The sequence below is a fragment of the Acidobacteriota bacterium genome, from assembly GCA_030774055.1.
Lineage (GTDB): Bacteria > Acidobacteriota > Terriglobia > Terriglobales > Acidobacteriaceae > JACPNR01.
The window spans coordinates 1-15,578 of the sequence record JALYLW010000121.1 but is presented as its reverse complement, the minus strand read 5'-3'; the positions used below and the strand labels follow the sequence as shown (position 1 = coordinate 15,578).

14 protein-coding genes are annotated in these 15,578 nt (G+C 64.0%); 7 read left to right on the top strand and 7 right to left on the bottom strand.

Going from position 1 to position 15,578, the window contains the following annotated elements; all coding sequences use genetic code 11:
• On the top strand, positions 1-712 hold a 712-nt coding region (gene folP / locus M3P27_10165; GenBank protein MDP9268669.1), incomplete at its 5' end, for a dihydropteroate synthase.
• Here folP and dtd read toward each other — a convergent pair.
• On the bottom strand, positions 709-1,182 hold the full coding sequence (dtd, locus tag M3P27_10160; GenBank protein ID MDP9268668.1) for a D-aminoacyl-tRNA deacylase: 474 nt from the start codon (positions 1,180-1,182) through the stop codon (positions 709-711). The genes folP and dtd overlap by 4 nt on opposite strands.
• A 106-nt stretch (positions 1,183-1,288) precedes the next feature.
• Here dtd and M3P27_10155 point away from each other — a divergent pair, with 106 nt between their 5' ends.
• The 4 genes from M3P27_10155 (at position 1,289) to fabF (ending at position 5,987) form a co-directional block, all read left to right on the top strand.
• Positions 1,289-1,576 carry a PilZ domain-containing protein gene (locus M3P27_10155; GenBank protein MDP9268667.1) on the top strand — a complete coding sequence of 96 codons (288 nt, stop codon included), beginning with the start codon at positions 1,289-1,291 and terminating at the stop codon, positions 1,574-1,576.
• A 75-nt stretch (positions 1,577-1,651) separates the two neighbouring features.
• On the top strand, positions 1,652-4,300 hold the full coding sequence (locus M3P27_10150) for a serine/threonine protein kinase (protein MDP9268666.1): 2,649 nt from the start codon (positions 1,652-1,654) through the stop codon (positions 4,298-4,300).
• 198 nt (positions 4,301-4,498) lie between these two features.
• A complete protein-coding gene (gene acpP, locus M3P27_10145) occupies positions 4,499-4,741 on the top strand; it encodes an acyl carrier protein (GenBank protein ID MDP9268665.1) in 243 nt (80 codons plus the stop codon).
• Positions 4,742-4,778: 37 nt separating this feature from the next.
• Positions 4,779-5,987, top strand: coding sequence for a beta-ketoacyl-ACP synthase II (gene fabF / locus M3P27_10140; protein MDP9268664.1), 1,209 nt, complete (start codon positions 4,779-4,781; stop codon positions 5,985-5,987).
• A 63-nt stretch (positions 5,988-6,050) separates the two neighbouring features.
• Here fabF and M3P27_10135 read toward each other — a convergent pair whose 3' ends face one another.
• From M3P27_10135 to M3P27_10110, 6 genes are all read right to left on the bottom strand, one after another.
• A complete protein-coding gene (locus M3P27_10135; GenBank protein MDP9268663.1) occupies positions 6,051-6,476 on the bottom strand; it encodes a hypothetical protein in 426 nt (141 codons plus the stop codon).
• Positions 6,477-6,601: 125 nt separating this feature from the next.
• The gene (locus tag M3P27_10130) at positions 6,602-7,756 is read right to left on the bottom strand and encodes a PilZ domain-containing protein (GenBank protein MDP9268662.1); all 1,155 of its coding nucleotides are present in this window, start codon (positions 7,754-7,756) and stop codon (positions 6,602-6,604) included.
• 164 nt (positions 7,757-7,920) lie between these two features.
• Positions 7,921-8,994, bottom strand: a complete 1,074-nt coding sequence (locus M3P27_10125) for a PDZ domain-containing protein (GenBank protein MDP9268661.1) — start codon at positions 8,992-8,994, stop codon at positions 7,921-7,923.
• A gap of 9 nt (positions 8,995-9,003) precedes the next feature.
• Complete coding sequence (locus tag M3P27_10120; protein MDP9268660.1) at positions 9,004-10,239, bottom strand: hypothetical protein; 1,236 nt, start codon at positions 10,237-10,239, stop codon at positions 9,004-9,006.
• Between the two features lie 52 nt (positions 10,240-10,291).
• Positions 10,292-11,227, bottom strand: a complete 936-nt coding sequence (locus M3P27_10115) for a HEAT repeat domain-containing protein (protein ID MDP9268659.1) — start codon at positions 11,225-11,227, stop codon at positions 10,292-10,294.
• Between the two features lie 6 nt (positions 11,228-11,233).
• On the bottom strand, positions 11,234-11,830 hold the full coding sequence (locus M3P27_10110; GenBank protein MDP9268658.1) for a sigma-70 family RNA polymerase sigma factor: 597 nt from the start codon (positions 11,828-11,830) through the stop codon (positions 11,234-11,236).
• Between the two features lie 301 nt (positions 11,831-12,131).
• Here M3P27_10110 and M3P27_10105 point away from each other — a divergent pair, with 301 nt between their 5' ends.
• Positions 12,132-13,520: an FAD-dependent oxidoreductase gene (locus tag M3P27_10105; protein ID MDP9268657.1), complete on the top strand. Its 1,389-nt coding sequence runs from the start codon at positions 12,132-12,134 to the stop codon at positions 13,518-13,520.
• Between the two features lie 930 nt (positions 13,521-14,450).
• Positions 14,451-15,569: a c-type cytochrome gene (locus M3P27_10100; GenBank protein MDP9268656.1), complete on the top strand. Its 1,119-nt coding sequence runs from the start codon at positions 14,451-14,453 to the stop codon at positions 15,567-15,569.
• Positions 15,570-15,578 lie beyond the last annotated feature (9 nt).

Genomic DNA, 15,578 nt, shown 5'->3' with positions numbered 1-15,578 from the left:
CCCGGGCGCGCACGCCGGCACCGCCGCAGCTGCGGTCAGCGCGGAGGAAGAGCTGGCACGCATCATCCCGGTCATCGAGGGCGTGAAGCGCGAGCGGCCGTCGGCGCTGCTCTCGGTGGATACCTATAAGAGCGAGGTCGCGCGCGTCGCGGTCGGGGCCGGGGCGGCGATAGTGAACGACGTCAGCGGGCTGACGTGGGATGCGACCATGGCAGCGACGCTGGCGGGACTGGATTGCGGCGCGCTGCTGATGCATGCCCGCGGGCGTCCCGACGAATGGAAGTCGCTGCCTGCGCTCGCCGACCCGTTTGGCGAGGTGCAGCGCGGACTGGAGCAGATCACGCTGCAGGCGGCGCGCGCCGGCATAGCGAAAGAAAGGATCGTCCTCGATCCCGGCTTCGGATTCGGCAAGCGCTATGAGGAGAACTATCCGCTGCTCGCGCGCTTCGACGAGTTGCACGCGCTGGGATATCCGCTGGCCGCGGGCACCTCACGCAAATCGTTCCTCGGCCGCCTCATCGCCGGGGCCACAACCGGCATGGATGTGAAAGAGGACGCGCCGCCCGGCGAACGCTTGCATGCCTCGGTGGCGGCGGCGGTGGTCACCATCCTGAAGGGCGCACACATCGTCCGCGTCCACGACGTCAAGGAGACGGTGGAAGCGGTGCGCGTTGCCGACGCGGTGCTGGCGCGGGACCGCACCGGCTCCTAGAACGCCTTCTCCGAGTCCAGCAGGATCGTTACCGGCCCGTCGTTGACCAGCTCGACCTGCATCATCTCCTGGAAACGTCCGGTCTCGACCTTGAGACCAAGGCCGCCGAGTTCGCGCAGCTTCGCAACGAAATGCTCGTAGAGACGGCGAGCTTCTTCGGGCCGCGCGGCGTCGTCGAATGACGGACGCTTTCCCTTGCGCACGTCGCCGTAGAGGGTGAACTGCGAGACGACCAGCACCGCGCCGCCGGCCTGCGCGACATCGAGGTTCATCTTGCCTTCGGCGTCATCCTTATCTACATCAGGGAACACGCGCAATCCGGCGATCTTCTCCGCCAGATGATCGGCCGCGGTGTCGGTGTCGGTCTTGGCCACGCCAAGCAACACGAGCAAGCCACGGCCGATCTCGCCCGTGGTTTCACCCCCTACGGTCACTCTCGCCCGGGAAACGCGCTGTATGACGGCTCGCATTTTTCGTCTCCGACAGTCAAAGCCTAGCACGCGTTGACGGAGCGCCGTACACCATCGTGCAGCCGCGCAACCTGCCCTACGAAGCCGGCTACGCCGTCGCTTCAGCGTGGACTTGAAGGTGGAACTCTATCGCATCGGCGAGAGTAGACCGCGTCTCGGCCATTCCAGCGAGCTGAGCGAAAGCGGGTTGGGCGGGATCATGGTGGCTGACTTGCCGATCGGCGAGGCGGTGACGGTCGTCTTCGAAGGCGCTCCGCTGTTACGGCCTGTGCGGGTGCAGGCGGTGGTCCGCACCCGCGAAGGATACAGCTACGGCTTCGAGTTCCTCTCCCTCAGCCGCGAGCAGCGCGCCATCATCCACAGCGCCGCGCTCTTCCTGCCGCGGGTCGCCTAGGCGATCGCGTCCGCGCGGCGAGAACCTCCAAAAATCTTCCGCTTGCGGCGTGAACGCTGCTAACATCCGCCGCCTATGGCAGCTTCAGGGCCCGTGATCGGCGCGCTTCTCGGTGACTACCGCATCCTCGCGAAACTAGGCGAGGGTGGCATGGGCGTGGTCTACCTCGCCGAAGATGTCCGCCTGGGACGCCAGGTCGCGCTCAAGACCCTGTCGCCGGAGTTTGCTCGCGACCCGGAACGGCGGAAGCGTTTCTTGACCGAGGCGCGCGCCGCTGCGGCCCTCAGTCATCCCTCGGTCGCGGCCGTCTACGAGCTCGAAGAGCGTGGCGACGACGTCTTCATCATCTTCGAGTACGTGGAGGGCCGGACGCTACGCACGCTGGTGACTACCCACGGCGTGCCGCTCAGCCAGCTGCTCAAGATCGCTACCCAGGTCGCATCCGCGCTGGAAGCGGCGCACGCGAAGGGCATCGTGCACCGCGACCTGAAGCCGGAGAACGTGATGCTGGGCAGCTCCGGCGAAGTGAAAGTGCTCGACTTCGGACTCGCCCGCTTCGACTCCGGAGTCTTCGGCGGTGGCTCGACCACGCAGTCGTTTGGGTTGACGCAGGCCGGCACGGTGATGGGGACGGTGGGTTACATGTCGCCCGAACAGCTCGAGGGCAAGCCCACCGATTTCCGTTCGGACGTCTTTTCCTTCGGCGTGTTGCTCTACGAGCTGGCCAGCGGCACGCATCCCTTCGCCGGCGAGACGCCGGCCTCGACCATCGCCAACGTGATGGCGCAGGAGCCGCCACCGCTCACCGCCACGAACGCGCTGCATCCGCAGGAGTTGGAGCGCATCGTGCGCAAGTGCATGCGCAAGTCGCGCGACGAGCGTTATCAATCCACACGCGAGCTGTTGGTGGACCTGAAGAACCTGAAGCGGGACTCGGGAGAAGCGCGGGTCGTCACGCCGTCGACGACGGTGGCGCAACCTGCGATGTCGCAGGCGGCAGCGCTACGCTGGTGGCGCATCCACTCGATCGTGTTCGCGCTGTACTGTCCGGTTCTGGTGTGGTTTGCGTGGCTGATGAAAGACTGGACGCCGGAACCGATGGGTCTCACGCTTTTCTTCGGCGTGACTGCGGCCCTGACACTGGCTGGCACGCTCCGCCTGTTGCACCTTAACTTTGCGCTCTGGAACCCGGAGGCGCTGGCGCAGCAGGTCCGCCGCACCGCGCCCTGGCTCATGCTGGCGAACGCGATGGCACTGCTGATGCTGATGGGGATGGCGGGGAACATCTATGTGCAGCACACCGGCCTCGCCGCCATCGTCACCGCGATGTGCCTCGCCGGACTGCTGACCGTCCTCGTCTTCGAGCCGGCAATGGTGCGCAGCGCCTTCCCGGAGGCCGCCGTATTCACGCCGGGCCCGCTGGCTCCGGCCAAGCACGTAGCCGGGATCCAGTGGGTGTACCTGCTGCTGCTCGCCTCCCCCGTGGTGAATTTCGCACTCGGCTCCAAATCGATCGAGGCGCTAACGGTGCAGATCGGCGGCTGGCCGCTCGCCGGCAGGATGGCGGCGGTTGCGCTCGTGCTCGTCGCCTATGGCGGCGCCATCTTCGCCGCGGCGTGGAGCGGCGACGCGTGGCAGGGGAAGCCGGAAGCCATGCGTACCCTCCGCCGCTACTTCCCGCTCTTCGTCGCGCTCGACTACGCGGCGATCATGTTGTGGGCGGGCTGGCTCGCATTGGGTAAGAGCACGCCCCGTCCGCTCTATCTCCTCGTCTTCCTGTTCGCTTACTTGCCCTTCCACCAATTGAAGCTGGCGCGCGAGATGCCGGGCAGCGACGTGGCCGAGGTGCCAGCAGCGCCGGCAGCCGGACAGCGGGGCAAGGCGTTGACGCTGGCCGCGATCCAGGCCGTTTTCGCCGCCTGCTATGCCGTCCTCGGCGTAGCGGTCTCGCGGATAATGCCCGATATCTTGGACCCCGCCAACCCCGCCTCGCGTATACAGCAAGGCCGCTGGACTATAGACGTCGTGACGGCGCTCGCCGTCGCCGGGTTCTTCGTATGCGCCTCTACCGCCATCGGCTTCTTGCGAACACCGCGCGAGACGGCGCCTGGGTTCGTGCGCTTTTTCCCCGTCGTGGCTGCCGTCAACATTCTTGCCGGGCTGATCGCCAGCCTGGCTTCCATCCCGCTGACCGATTCCTTCCTCTTCGCTCTATTCCTTCCGGTCCCGACTGTAGTTGTGACGTTCTGGGAGCGTCGGCTGGCGCGCGAGCTCGCGCCGCCAGAAACAATCGCTCGCGCGACCGGCGCTCGGGACTGGCGCGCGCCACAGACCTGGTGGGTGGCGCACCAGCTCGCCAACCTCCTGGTGCTCGCGCCCTGGGTCGTCTATTGGGGCGCGCTGACGCGTGACTATTTCGGCGCCGTGAGCCGGATCGTCTTCCTTCTGCTGGCGCTGCTGGTGGCGGCCAGGTGGTCATTCTGCTTCGTGCTCATCTTCACCTGGATGTTGAACCGCGGCGCGCTCGCCGCGCAGAACCGGCGCCTGGCTGCGCCCAGCCGTTACGTGGGGCTGGCGATCATCGGCACCATGCTGATCGAGGCGGGCATGGCTGCCGCTAAGAACGAGGTCGGATTCGGCGCCGCCCTCGGTGCCCTGGCGATCGGTGGCCTCGTCAGCGTCCTGTTCATCGAGCCCGCCCTGGTGCCGCCCACGGAGGGATGAGGAGCAGTTCCCCTGGTTTGACCGTTTCCGCTTTCTGCATTTAGCATGAGGGGTTCCGTCGCGCCCGGCGGACCTCGCTGAGGGGAGATGCCCGGGCGTTCGATGTTCCCGGGTCCAGACTCTATATCGGGCTCCGACCACGCCGTAGTCGATCGAACACGCGGTTCAACGCCACACGCGAGGAGAATCAAGAATCCCATGGCAGCCGTTGAAGAGAAGGTAAAGCAGATCATCGTGGAGCAGCTCGGCGTGGACGAAGGCGAGGTCACATCGACCGCGTCGTTCGTAGACGACTTGGGCGCGGATTCGCTCGACACCGTCGAGCTAGTGATGGCGTTCGAAGAAGCCTTCGACATCGAGATCCCCGATGAAGACGCGGAGAAGATCCGCACGGTGAAAGACGCGGTCGATTACATCGACAAGCACGCCAAGGGGAAATAAGCTTTTGGCGCGACGTGTTGTAGTCACCGGCCTGGGGATGATCTGCGCTGTGGGCAACAGCGCAGAAATGGCGTGGAAGAACCTGCTCGCCGGCAAGAGCGGCGTGCGGACCATCACGCAGTTCGACGCTTCCGCTTTCGCGTGCCGGATCGCCGCCGAAGTGCGCGACTTCGATCCTCTCCAGTTCATCGAGAAAAAAGAGATCAAGAAGATGGGACGCTTCATCCATCTGGCGCTCGCCGCCACCGATGAAGCGATGAAGGCTTCCGGCCTCCAGGTCACGCCGCAGAACGCCGAGCGCGTGGGCGTTCATATCGGCTCCGGCATCGGCGGCTTCGACGTCATCGAGCGCGAGCATCGCAACCTGCTCGAGGGTGGTCCGCGCCGCATCTCCCCATTCTTCATTCCCGCGGCCATCGTGAACCTGGCGGCGGGACACGTGAGCATCCGCTGGGGCGCGAAGGGACCGAACGAAGCCACCGCTACCGCCTGCACCACCAGCGCGCACTCCATCGGCGACGCGATGAAGATCATCCAGCGCGATGCTGCCGACGTGATGATCGCCGGCGGCACCGAGGCCGCCATCACTCCCATGGGCATTGGGGGATTCGCCGCCATGCGCGCGCTCTCCACCCGCAATGACGAGCCGGAAAAGGCTTCGCGGCCCTGGGATACCGGGCGCGATGGCTTCGTCGTCGGCGAGGGCGCGGGCATCCTCATCATGGAAGAGCTCGAGCACGCCAAGGCGCGCGGCGCGAAGATCCTCGCCGAGATCGTGGGCTATGGCATGAGCGCCGACGCCTACCACATCACCCAGCCCGCCGAGGGTGGCGAAGGCGCGGTGCGCGTGATGAAGGCCACGCTGAAGGATGCGGGCGTGCCGCCCACCGTCGTGGGATACGTCAACGCGCACGGAACTTCCACGCCGCTGGGCGATAAGCAGGAGTCGCAGGCGGTGAAGTCCGCGTTCGGCGAGCACGCTTACAAGCTGGCCGTGAGTTCCACGAAGTCCATGACCGGGCACTTGCTCGGCGGCGCCGGCGGCTTGGAGGCGGGCATCACCGTGCTTGCGCTGCGCGACCAGATGCTGCCGCCCACCATCAATCTCGATAACTCCGACCCGGAGTGCGATCTGGATTACGTTCCCAACCACGCGCGCAAAGCGAAGCTCGAGTACGCGCTCTCCAACTCCTTCGGCTTTGGCGGCACCAACGGATGTCTGCTGTTCAAGGTCTGGAACGGGTAAGCCTGCAGATGAGCCAATGTAAAGGGCGCGACCAATGGCCGCGCCCTGGCTGTCTTGCGTCTCCTATTTCGGAGCCGGACCGGACTTCTTCTGTATGGTGCCGCCAGTCTTCCCTGCTCCCCCCATGGTGCAGGTGTCGGCTAGGTGGTCGATCTTCGCGACCTTGAAGTGCTTCTCTGCTTTCTCGCTCTTCCCTTTCTTCTCTGCCTTTTCTGCCGCTGCGTCTTCCTTTTCGCCGATCTCCCCACCGGTTTTTACCCAGGTGCCGGTGAGTTTCACTTTGTTCCCTACGTGCTTCGAGAGTTCGTTGGAACCCGGCATGCCGACTTCCACACCCTTCTTGTATATCCCGTTAGTCAGCAGGTACGCATTCTCGGCGTTGGGGCCACTGATGCAGCCGGTAAGCGTGCTGGATTTGGCAGTTGAAGGCTTGGCGGCCGCCAGCGCGAACAGCACGATGGTGACGAACAGCAACATGGTGCGCTTCATATTATTTCCTCCGGTCTGAGTCTGCCCTGTGCAGGACAGTTAGGGACGAATGGCCTTGCTTACGTAGACGATTGTACCGGCCCTGGTGTTGCTCATGACGCGATATGGCGCCGGCCGTGGCCGCGTCACTCTGCTGCCGGCAGCAGCTCGCAGACGTCAGCCAGTTGGTTGCGCTGGTCGCGGCTGAGTCCTACGAACTCGAGACCCACGCGATTGCGGCGCCGGTGGCGCACATCGGCGTGGATCTTCATGGCTTCAAGCGACGGCAAGTTCAAGTGGAGCAACACCGGCTCGCCCGGGCAGAGTTCGCCATTCACTTTTGCGCCCAGGCCGTCAGGGGTGATGTCTTCGCAGACCGCCTCGACCATGAATGGCTCACCGCCGCGGATCATGAACATCTTGATGCCGATCTCGATGCCGGCGCGGACCGTCTGCCGCGCGCGCGGGCCCGCTCCCGGAGCAAGGGGAGAAGCCTCGACCGCAGCGGAGGGCGGCGTTGCCGTGTTGGCAGCCGAGATCGCCTCCCCGGCCGCAAGGCGTCCGCCTCCACCGCGGCGCTTGGAACGCGACTTGATCGACCCATGCGGATCGGCGGCGACAGCGCGCCCACGCTCTGCCAGCCAGCTCTCCAGTGCCGCGTGCGAGGGCGAAGGCATGGAGGTGAAGTGGACCCCGAGACGTCCGTGGTCGTCCGCCCACGTGATCTCGGCCTCCGCCTTGATAGGCTCGGACTGCCCCGGCAGCGTGAATTGGGCCGACAGCTTGCCGCGCCGCTCTGTGTATTCGCGCAGGTGTACCGCCATGCCCCCTTCACTCAGGTCCAGGATCTCGCAGGTCGTCTCCGCAGCGCCGCCAAAGCTGACGCGCGCGTGCACGTCTTCGAGGTGGTGGCGGAACTGGCGCCGCCGCTCGCGCATCATCAGGCCGTGCGCGGCCCGCAAGCTGTTCTTGGTCTTCTCCAGCGAGAGTGGCTTATACAGGATGAAGCCCGCGCCGAAGGAAAACGCTTCCTTCACGCTGGTCTTACCTTCGAGGATGGCGAAACATACCGCCCGCTGGCCACCGGGGGCCTCTTTGACGTCCAGCAACAACTCCGCCGCGGACTCGATGGCTGCGTCGACGAATACGCCGTCGAATCGGCGCGTCACCAGATGGCGGGTGGCCGCATCACGGTCGCCGCACAATTCCGTCTCGATGTGCATGTCCGCAAGCAAGACTTGCAGCACTTTGAGGGTGCGCTGGTCCTGGCTACACACGAGCGCAGAAAGTTGTATGCCCATGGGAGTTGCGCGGGGGGGCACGCACATGATACTTCCAGATCGCGGGAGTGCAACACATATCTCGGCGCGATATCTCGCCCCTCGATGTCTCGCGCCTGGTTGATTCGAAGCCAAAAACTAAAAGGCCGGCAGAGTGCCGGCCTTCCACGTTAGCCAGCGAACGGTTATTCGCTGTCGTCGTCCTCGACGATCTTCTCCTTCAACATCTCTTTCTGCTGCTCTTTCATTTCCTTCTGCTCGCGCTTTAGCTCTTCCTTTTGCCGCAGCATGTCTTGCTTCATCTGCTGCTTCGCTTTGGAAACGGACGTTTTGATGTGCGTGCGATTCTTCTCCAGCTCCACCTGCGCCTTCATCATCGCAAGATCGATGACTTGGGGCGCGAGGCCGGCCAGTTCCTCGATATCGAAGTCAAAGTCAAAGTCGTAGTCGTAGTTTCCGGGGATGACTCGCACCCTGCCATTCGAAGATTGCTTGCGGTCGGGCAGCGTGAGGGTGAGCATCTGCTGGCGCCGCTCGCGCACCACACCGACCGGCACTTTGCCAGTCTTGTTGCGCAGCGCGCTGCGCCAGTCGCTGCGGTCAGAGACGCGCTGCTGGTCCACTTTCACGATCACGTCGCCGGCCTTGAACCCGGCAGCCTCGGCCGGCGAGCCCTTCTCCACGGACCGCACCAGCAGCCCTTCACCATTCTTCACCCCGAAGTACTCACCCAGTTGCGGGGTAAGCGATTCCACCACCAGGCCGACGCGGCCCGGGGCCTGCAGCGCGTAGACCTCGGGAATATCGATCTGGATGCGCGGCATCGGCGGCATGGGCGCCATCGGAGCTATCGCGACCCGCGGCGTAACCACCTTGTACATGTCCTTGCGCGCCGCCAGCGTCACGTTCACCGTCTGCGGATTGCCATCGCGGCTGATGCCGAGCGCGACGTTGCGGCCCGGCGGCGTCTCGCGGATAAGCCGGCGCAGCTGCTCGGTGCTGTCCACCCTGGCGCCGTTGAATAGCAGGATGACGTCGTGCTCCTTCAGGCCGGCCTTGCCCGCGGGCGCGTCGCTGTCGACCATGGTGATCTCCACGCCGCTCTCCGACTTGAGCTTGAGCGCCTGCACCCGATTGCTCGAGATATCTTCGACGTCCACACCCAGGTACGAAGTGTGCGAACCTTCGCTCCCTGCCCACGCCGCCGTGGCGGCCAGCAGCATCGCGAATACTGCGACTCTCTTTTGCAGACTCCGCATGAATGTCTCCTACTTCCCTTTTCTGAACTCGATGTTGCCGATGGTGGTCTGCGCCTTCAACATCGGGCCGCCACCGTTGATCACGCCCTCGGCGAAGATCTCTTTCGGTCCGTAATCGCCGCCCTCGCTGGTGATCTTCAGCTCGGGAAAATCGCTGCGTATCCTGTGTCCGGTAGCCATCTCGATGCCGGCGCGAACGTGCACTCCCAGGTTAGACGGCAGCGTGACCACAATGTCACCCGCGGTGGTCTCGAAGAGTGAGTCGGTGAATGCGCTGCGCGCGCCGACGAACTCCACGTAGATCGAGCCCGCCGCCGTTTGTGCGCGCGCGCCCGCGCGCAGCTGCGTCAGCCGGATGGAGCCGCCGGCGGTGTCGGCGTCCACGCGGCCCAAAGCGGAGCCCAGGCGGATGGAGCCGCCGGCGGTCGAAAGCTTGGCCGTGCCCGCAACGTCGCCGACGTCGATGTTGCCGCCCGCCGTCTCGGCATCCAGGTTCCCGCCGATCTGTTGCGCGCGGATCGACCCGCCCGCGGTGTTCAGCACCGCCGGCGCCTTGATCACGCCCACCTCGATCGAGCCACCGGAAGTGTCGGCATGCACCATGCCGTTGGCGCTGCGGATGGTGATCGAACCACCCGAGGTATTCACGTTCACCTCGGCGCCCGCCACGCCAACATCGATGGAGCCGCCGGAAGTCTCCGCGGCGATGGCGCTGCCGATCTTGTCCATCGCGATGGAGCCGCCGTCGGTCTGCAGATCGGCACGGCCTGCGATGTTGCTCACGGCTACGCCGCCGCCATCGGTGCGCACGTACACCAGCGTGGCGCCGCGCGGCACTTCGATGTCGAAGTCCACCGAGGTGCGGCCATTCTGCGACTCGCAAGTGCCGCGGAAAGTCGCCGTTTCACCCGTCACCCAGGCGCTGATCTTGAACTGTTCGAAGCGCTTGCGCGCCGTCTCTTCCGAGCCGCTGTACACCTTCTTGCGCAAGGTGTAGGCGATGTCGCCGCGGTCCGAGCCGGTGACGCGTACCGAACCTGCGTCGGTCGAGACCTTGATGACCTTGGCGGCGCCCAGCGTGCCCTTGGTCTCCTGCACCCATGTGTTGCCCTCACGATAGACGGTCGATGAGCTGCCGGCCGGGGAATCGCCCATGCCGCCGATGTCTACGTCCGCGAGGACGCAGCCGGCGCTCAGCGCGCTTGCCAGCACCAGCATGACTCCGATGTGGATCAGACGTTTCACCGTGTCGATACCCTTGAGACCTTTCTCTCCTGGTTACTTCGTCTCCGCGTGGTTAATCCATCTCCGGCGTCTGCGCGAGCAGGCGCTTGGACTCGTTCTTGATGAACACGTTGGAATCCTTGTCGGCAAGCTGCATCAGCACGGCGCGAACGCTCGCGTCCTGGCGCACGTTCTTCACCACACCCAGCGCTTGCGCGCGAACACCCGGATTCGGATCGCCCATCAGCGCTTCCAGCATGGCGTCGCGCACGCGCACGTCATCCTTCACATACGGACGCAGCGCTTCCAGCGCCTTCAGCCGCACGCCCACGTTCTTGTCGTAACGCAGCGCGTAGATCAGCGCCTCGCGTACCTTGGAATCTTCCGGCTTCTGCACCAGCAAGTCCATGGAATCCATGCGCACGCCCGAGTTGGTGTTGTTGCGCGCGGCAAACAGCAGCAACTGCTGGATGGCGGGATCGTCGAGCGACCCCTCCCTCTGCGCCGGCACCAGCTGGTCGTACTTGATCTGTACCTTGTTCGAGTCTGGCTCCTGGGTGATGCCGCGGATGGACGCAATCGCCGCCTCCGCGGGCGCCGTGACATTCCCGCCCGCGGTACCGAGCGGCCTCGGGCCGCGCAGATAGCTGTAAGCCGTCATCGTGCCGGCGGCAAATCCAAACACGAGTAGCGCGACGGTGAGCGCCGGCGAGAGCTTCACCTGCTGCAGCCAGCCGGCAAAGTCGAAGGCGAAGCGCGACCAGCCATGCGACTGCGTGCTGGTCTCGAGCGTTTCCTGCAGCCTCATCCGCGAAGCTGCCAGCAGGTTCGGCGAAGGCTCCGCCGGCGACACTGCCGACATCGTCATCTTGAAGTCGCGGACCCCCGCCACTTCGCGCTTGCACTCGGCGCAGCGCTCCACGTGCTGCTCGAACTCGTGACGCTGATCGTCGGGCAGCTCTTCGTAGATATACAGGGCCGCGTTCTCTTTGATCCAATCGCAGTTCATAGTCCCTTACCTCATGAGCGCGAGTGAAGCTCGCAGCTTCTGCGTCGCCCGGAACAACGTGTTCTTGGCGGTTTCTTCGGTGGTGTTCAACATCTCGCCGATGGTGCGTAGTTTCAAACCCTGGTAATGCTTCAACTCGAAGACCATCCGCTCGCGCGCTGTGAGCTTGCCGAGCGCCAGGGAGATCTTCGCTCCCAGCTCGCGCCGCATCAGGTCATGCTCGGGGTTGGCGTGCGCGCGCGCGTCTGATACCTGATCGATGATGCTGTACTCTTCGCCCTCGGAAGTCGTCACCACCGGCGCGTCTTCTTTGCGCACCTGGCGTTTCCGGATGTGGTCCAGGCAAAGATTGGTGACGATGCGATAGATCCAGGTGTAGAACGAGCACTCGAAGCGGAAGCTCCCCAGGTTGCGATAAGCCTTGAGAAAGGCTTCCTGGTAGATGTCCTGCGCGTCCTGCTCCGACCCGGTAAGGTGGAGCGCGAGCCGCAGCACGGCACGGTCGTACTGACGCACGAGTTCCTCGAACGCCGCGCGGTCTCCGCGTTGCGCCTCACGGATCAACAGGCTGTCGTCGGTGCGATTCAGGGCCTGGCTGACCATGCGCCCCGCCTTTGCGGGGAGAGATTTGGGACCGCGAGCGCCAACCGCCGTCAAAACCAAGGCTTCGGCCGGCATGCTTCTCCTGACTCAGTCTCGTTCTTCGAACCGGTTGGCTAATCCCAACTGCAGGCTCGACTTACACGATGGATAGACGCGTCAGGAGGGGTTCCGTAAGCAAGCCGGATTATAGATTATGTTGCTTTGGCAGATGGGTTGCTCACCGCAGCCAACACCCCGCATCGGCGTATCCTCTTAGGGTTGGAGAATGGCCTTCGGGCTGTCTCCTCACAGCAATGGACTGATGACTGAACCTTCTGAAAACGCAGGGCTTAGAGACGTAGACCGCGACGTCATCGTCATCGGCGCCGGGGTCGCCGGCCTGTGCGCTGCCGCGGAACTCGCGCGCGCCGGATTGCGCGTCGAACTTCTCGAGGCGCGCGACCGCATCGGCGGACGCATCTGGTCGGTGCCGCAAATGGCGCTGCCGCAAGACGGCGGCTCTCGGTCGACGGAACCAGTGGAACTGGGCGCCGAGTTCGTCCACAGCAAACCGCCAGAGATATTCGCTCTCGCCAAGCCGGCGCGGATGCAGATCGCGCTCGTCGGCGGCGAGATGTGGCGCAAGCGCAACGAACGTCTCGAGCAAGACCACGCGTTCTACCAAGAGGTGGACGCCATCCTGGGCAAAATGAAACGGGGTGAGCGCGATCGCAGCTTTAAGGAGTTCATCGAGGAGTGCTGTCCCCAGGATTCCGACGCTAAACGCTGGGCGCTGCAGTACGTCCAGGGATTCCACGCCGCGCATCCTGAGCGCATCGGCGTCTGGGGACTGATCGAGGGCGAAGAAGCGACCGAAGCCATCGGCGGCGATATGCAGTTCCGCGTGCTTAACGGATACTCCGTGCTCGTCGACTATCTCCGCGCGCAGCTCGATCCGGAAAACTGCCGCGTGCGCTTGAAGGCCATCGTCAAGACGGTCCGCTGGAAGGTCGGAGAAACGTCGCGGGGCAAAGTCGAGGTCGACGCGGTCGTCGATGGCAAGCCGCAGACGCTGCGTGCGAAGCAGGCCGTCATCACGCTGCCGCTCGGAGTCTTGAAGTGTGAAGGCATGACTGGCGCCGTCCGGTTCGAGCCGCCGCTCGCGGCAAAACAACGCGCGCTCGGCTGCCTGGAGATGGGCGCGGTCATCCGCGTGACGCTGCGCTTCCGCGAGCGGTTCTGGGAGCAGGTAAAAGACTCGACCGGCAAACCGCTCGCCGAGCTGGGCTTCCTCGTCTCTGAAGAAAAGTGGTTCCCGACCTGGTGGTCGCAGCTTCCGGCGCGCACTTCAGTCCTGACCGCTTGGTCCGCCGGCCCGCGCGGCGAAGCCAACTCCGGGCTCAGCAAAGACGCGGTCATCGCCCGCGCCCTCGATTCCCTCGCCCACATCCTCGACTATGACCGCGCGCGACTCGACGCGCTGTTCGTCGAAGCTCACACCCACGACTGGCAGAGCGATCCTTTCTCCCGTGGCGGATACAGCTACGTGGCTGCCGGCGGCGAGGGCGCGGAGCGCGAACTGGCCGCGCCCCTCGACGACACTCTGTTCTTCGCCGGCGAGGCCGCCAACTTCGAAGGCCACAACGGCACCGTCAACGGCGCCATGATGACGGGCTATCGCGTTGCTCGAGAAGTCTTGGAGAGCTTGTAAGTCAGATTCCGGAGGGCCTCCCTACAGGCGGAGTCGCCTAGAATGGCTCCCTTACGGAGCCACCGTCTCGCAGCGTTAATGTCCCTCGAAATGCCAAGCCCATCTGCTGACTGCCTACCTAGCCAATAAAACGCCGAGGTCGCATACGAGATGTTTTTCGGCGCATCCGAAGCGTCCGGCTCTTCCACGTACCGCAGGTACAACTCGAAGGCAATGAAATAGTCGCGACGGACACCCCAGCCTCGTCGATAAAGTGAAGCTAGATGAACCGCCGCTCGCGACGACCCGCGCCGATATGCACATAAGTACAACGTGAAGGCTCGCTTGTAGTCCTGCTGAACTCCTTGCCCCTTTTCATACATGCTGCCCAGCTTCAGCAGCGCGAGTTCATCGCGCTGCTGCGCCGCAGCTTGGTACCATCGGGCGGCCGCCTTCAAGTCTCTTCTTACGCCCTTCCCTTCAAAATACGCTCCGGCGAGATTGAATTGGGCCCAGGGCGATCCCGCTCGTGCTGCCTTGCGATACCATCTCAGTGCTGCCCGATAATTCTTCTGGACGCCTACCCCGTTGCTATAGCACAGGGCCAGATTATTCTGTGAATCGACATCGTCGTGCGTTGCCATTCGGCGGAAGAACCGAACAATGTCGGAACTGTTGTGGCTAGGTAGCCAGCCCTGGACTTGAAGCAATGCCAGATTATTGCGCGCCGGGAGGTGCCCGCTTCGGGCTGCGTTCCTGTACCAATAGGCTGCTTCTTTGACATTACGGCGCCCTGTTGTGCCATAGTCATGTGCAACCCCGAGCTCAAACTGCGCGTAGGGATCACCACGGCGGGCTGCACGTCGAATGAGAGCGAAGGCGTTGAGTGGTGACATCGAGTGAGGATTGTATCCCGCAGCCTTATACTGTCCGCGTTGTTCAGGAGCCTCTATGAAGCACAAGGTCTTATACATTGTTCTTGTCGCTTCTGTGGCCTTCGCCCAGACTGCGCAGCCGCCACAAAAACCAGCCGATTCCAAGGAACCCACCGCGGCGCAGGAGTTCAAGAACGTCCAGGTGCTGAAGGACGTCCCTGCCAAAGAGTGGTGGTCGACGATGGCGTTTATCGCCGGGTCGCTCGGCGTGGGCTGCGAGCACTGCCACGTCAATCCGTTTGCCAAAGATGAAAAACCGGCTAAGGCACGCGCCCGCGAGATGATGAAGATGGTGCAGGCCATCAACGCGCAGAATTTTTCGGAGCAGCAAAACCGCGTCACCTGCATGACGTGCCACAACGGCTCGACCAAGCCGGCACGCACTCCCACCATCGCGCAAGCCGGCTGGTTGAAAGAGTTCCTGGCCGCAAGCACCGAGAGACCTGCTGCACCGCCGGCTACACCGGACGCGCAACTGGTCATCGCGAAGTATCGGGCGGCCATCGGCGTGGCCAACGCGGCGAGCGTGCGCTCGCGCTATTACAAGGGCACTGTCACCTTCTACAACGGGAGCGCGCAGGGTCCGCGCACCGTCGAGCAGGTGATCTACATCGCCGGCGAGCAGCTACGCGTGGACATCACCAGCCCGCAAGGCACGCAGTCGAACATCTACGACGGACGCCGCGGTTGGGTGATCACGGCCAAAGAGACGCATGAAATGAATCCCGATGAGATCGCCAACATCCGGGCGCGCATCGTCAGCGTGTTGCAGATCGATGCGCTGCCGCAGTTCACCGCCGCCAACCTCAAGGGCGCGGAAGAGATCCGCGGACACCAGACCTGGGCCGTCGAACTCACTACCGCTGACAACAAAACGGCGACCTGCTTCTTCGACCAGCAGAGCGGATTGCTCGTGGTGCGCCGCGGAGCGAACCAGAGCGCTTTTGGGAAGTTTTCGGATGAGACTTGGTTCGATGACTACCGCGATTTCGGCGGGGTGAAGCTGCCGCTCACCGTGATCTCCGCGGCCGTGAGCAACGGCACCGTGCGGCGCTACGAAGAGGTGCAGATCAACCTGCCCATCGAGCCGAAGCGCTTCCAGCCGCCCGCGGCCGGGACCGGCACCGGCGACTGACAGGTGGAA

What these genes read in the sequence shown, in the direction of transcription:
- dtd (MDP9268668.1), bottom strand. Translation starts at nt 1,182, where the DNA reads ATGCGAGCCGTCATACAGCGCGTTTCCCGGGCGAGAGTGACCGTAGGG.
- M3P27_10150 (MDP9268666.1), top strand. Translation starts at nt 1,652, where the DNA reads ATGGCAGCTTCAGGGCCCGTGATCGGCGCGCTTCTCGGTGACTACCGC.
- acpP (MDP9268665.1), top strand. Translation starts at nt 4,499, where the DNA reads ATGGCAGCCGTTGAAGAGAAGGTAAAGCAGATCATCGTGGAGCAGCTC.
- fabF (MDP9268664.1), top strand. Translation starts at nt 4,779, where the DNA reads ATGATCTGCGCTGTGGGCAACAGCGCAGAAATGGCGTGGAAGAACCTG.
- M3P27_10135 (MDP9268663.1), bottom strand. Translation starts at nt 6,476, where the DNA reads ATGAAGCGCACCATGTTGCTGTTCGTCACCATCGTGCTGTTCGCGCTG.
- M3P27_10130 (MDP9268662.1), bottom strand. Translation starts at nt 7,756, where the DNA reads ATGGGCATACAACTTTCTGCGCTCGTGTGTAGCCAGGACCAGCGCACC.
- M3P27_10125 (MDP9268661.1), bottom strand. Translation starts at nt 8,994, where the DNA reads ATGCGGAGTCTGCAAAAGAGAGTCGCAGTATTCGCGATGCTGCTGGCC.
- M3P27_10115 (MDP9268659.1), bottom strand. Translation starts at nt 11,227, where the DNA reads ATGAACTGCGATTGGATCAAAGAGAACGCGGCCCTGTATATCTACGAA.
- M3P27_10110 (MDP9268658.1), bottom strand. Translation starts at nt 11,830, where the DNA reads ATGGTCAGCCAGGCCCTGAATCGCACCGACGACAGCCTGTTGATCCGT.
- M3P27_10105 (MDP9268657.1), top strand. Translation starts at nt 12,132, where the DNA reads ATGACTGAACCTTCTGAAAACGCAGGGCTTAGAGACGTAGACCGCGAC.
- M3P27_10100 (MDP9268656.1), top strand. Translation starts at nt 14,451, where the DNA reads ATGAAGCACAAGGTCTTATACATTGTTCTTGTCGCTTCTGTGGCCTTC.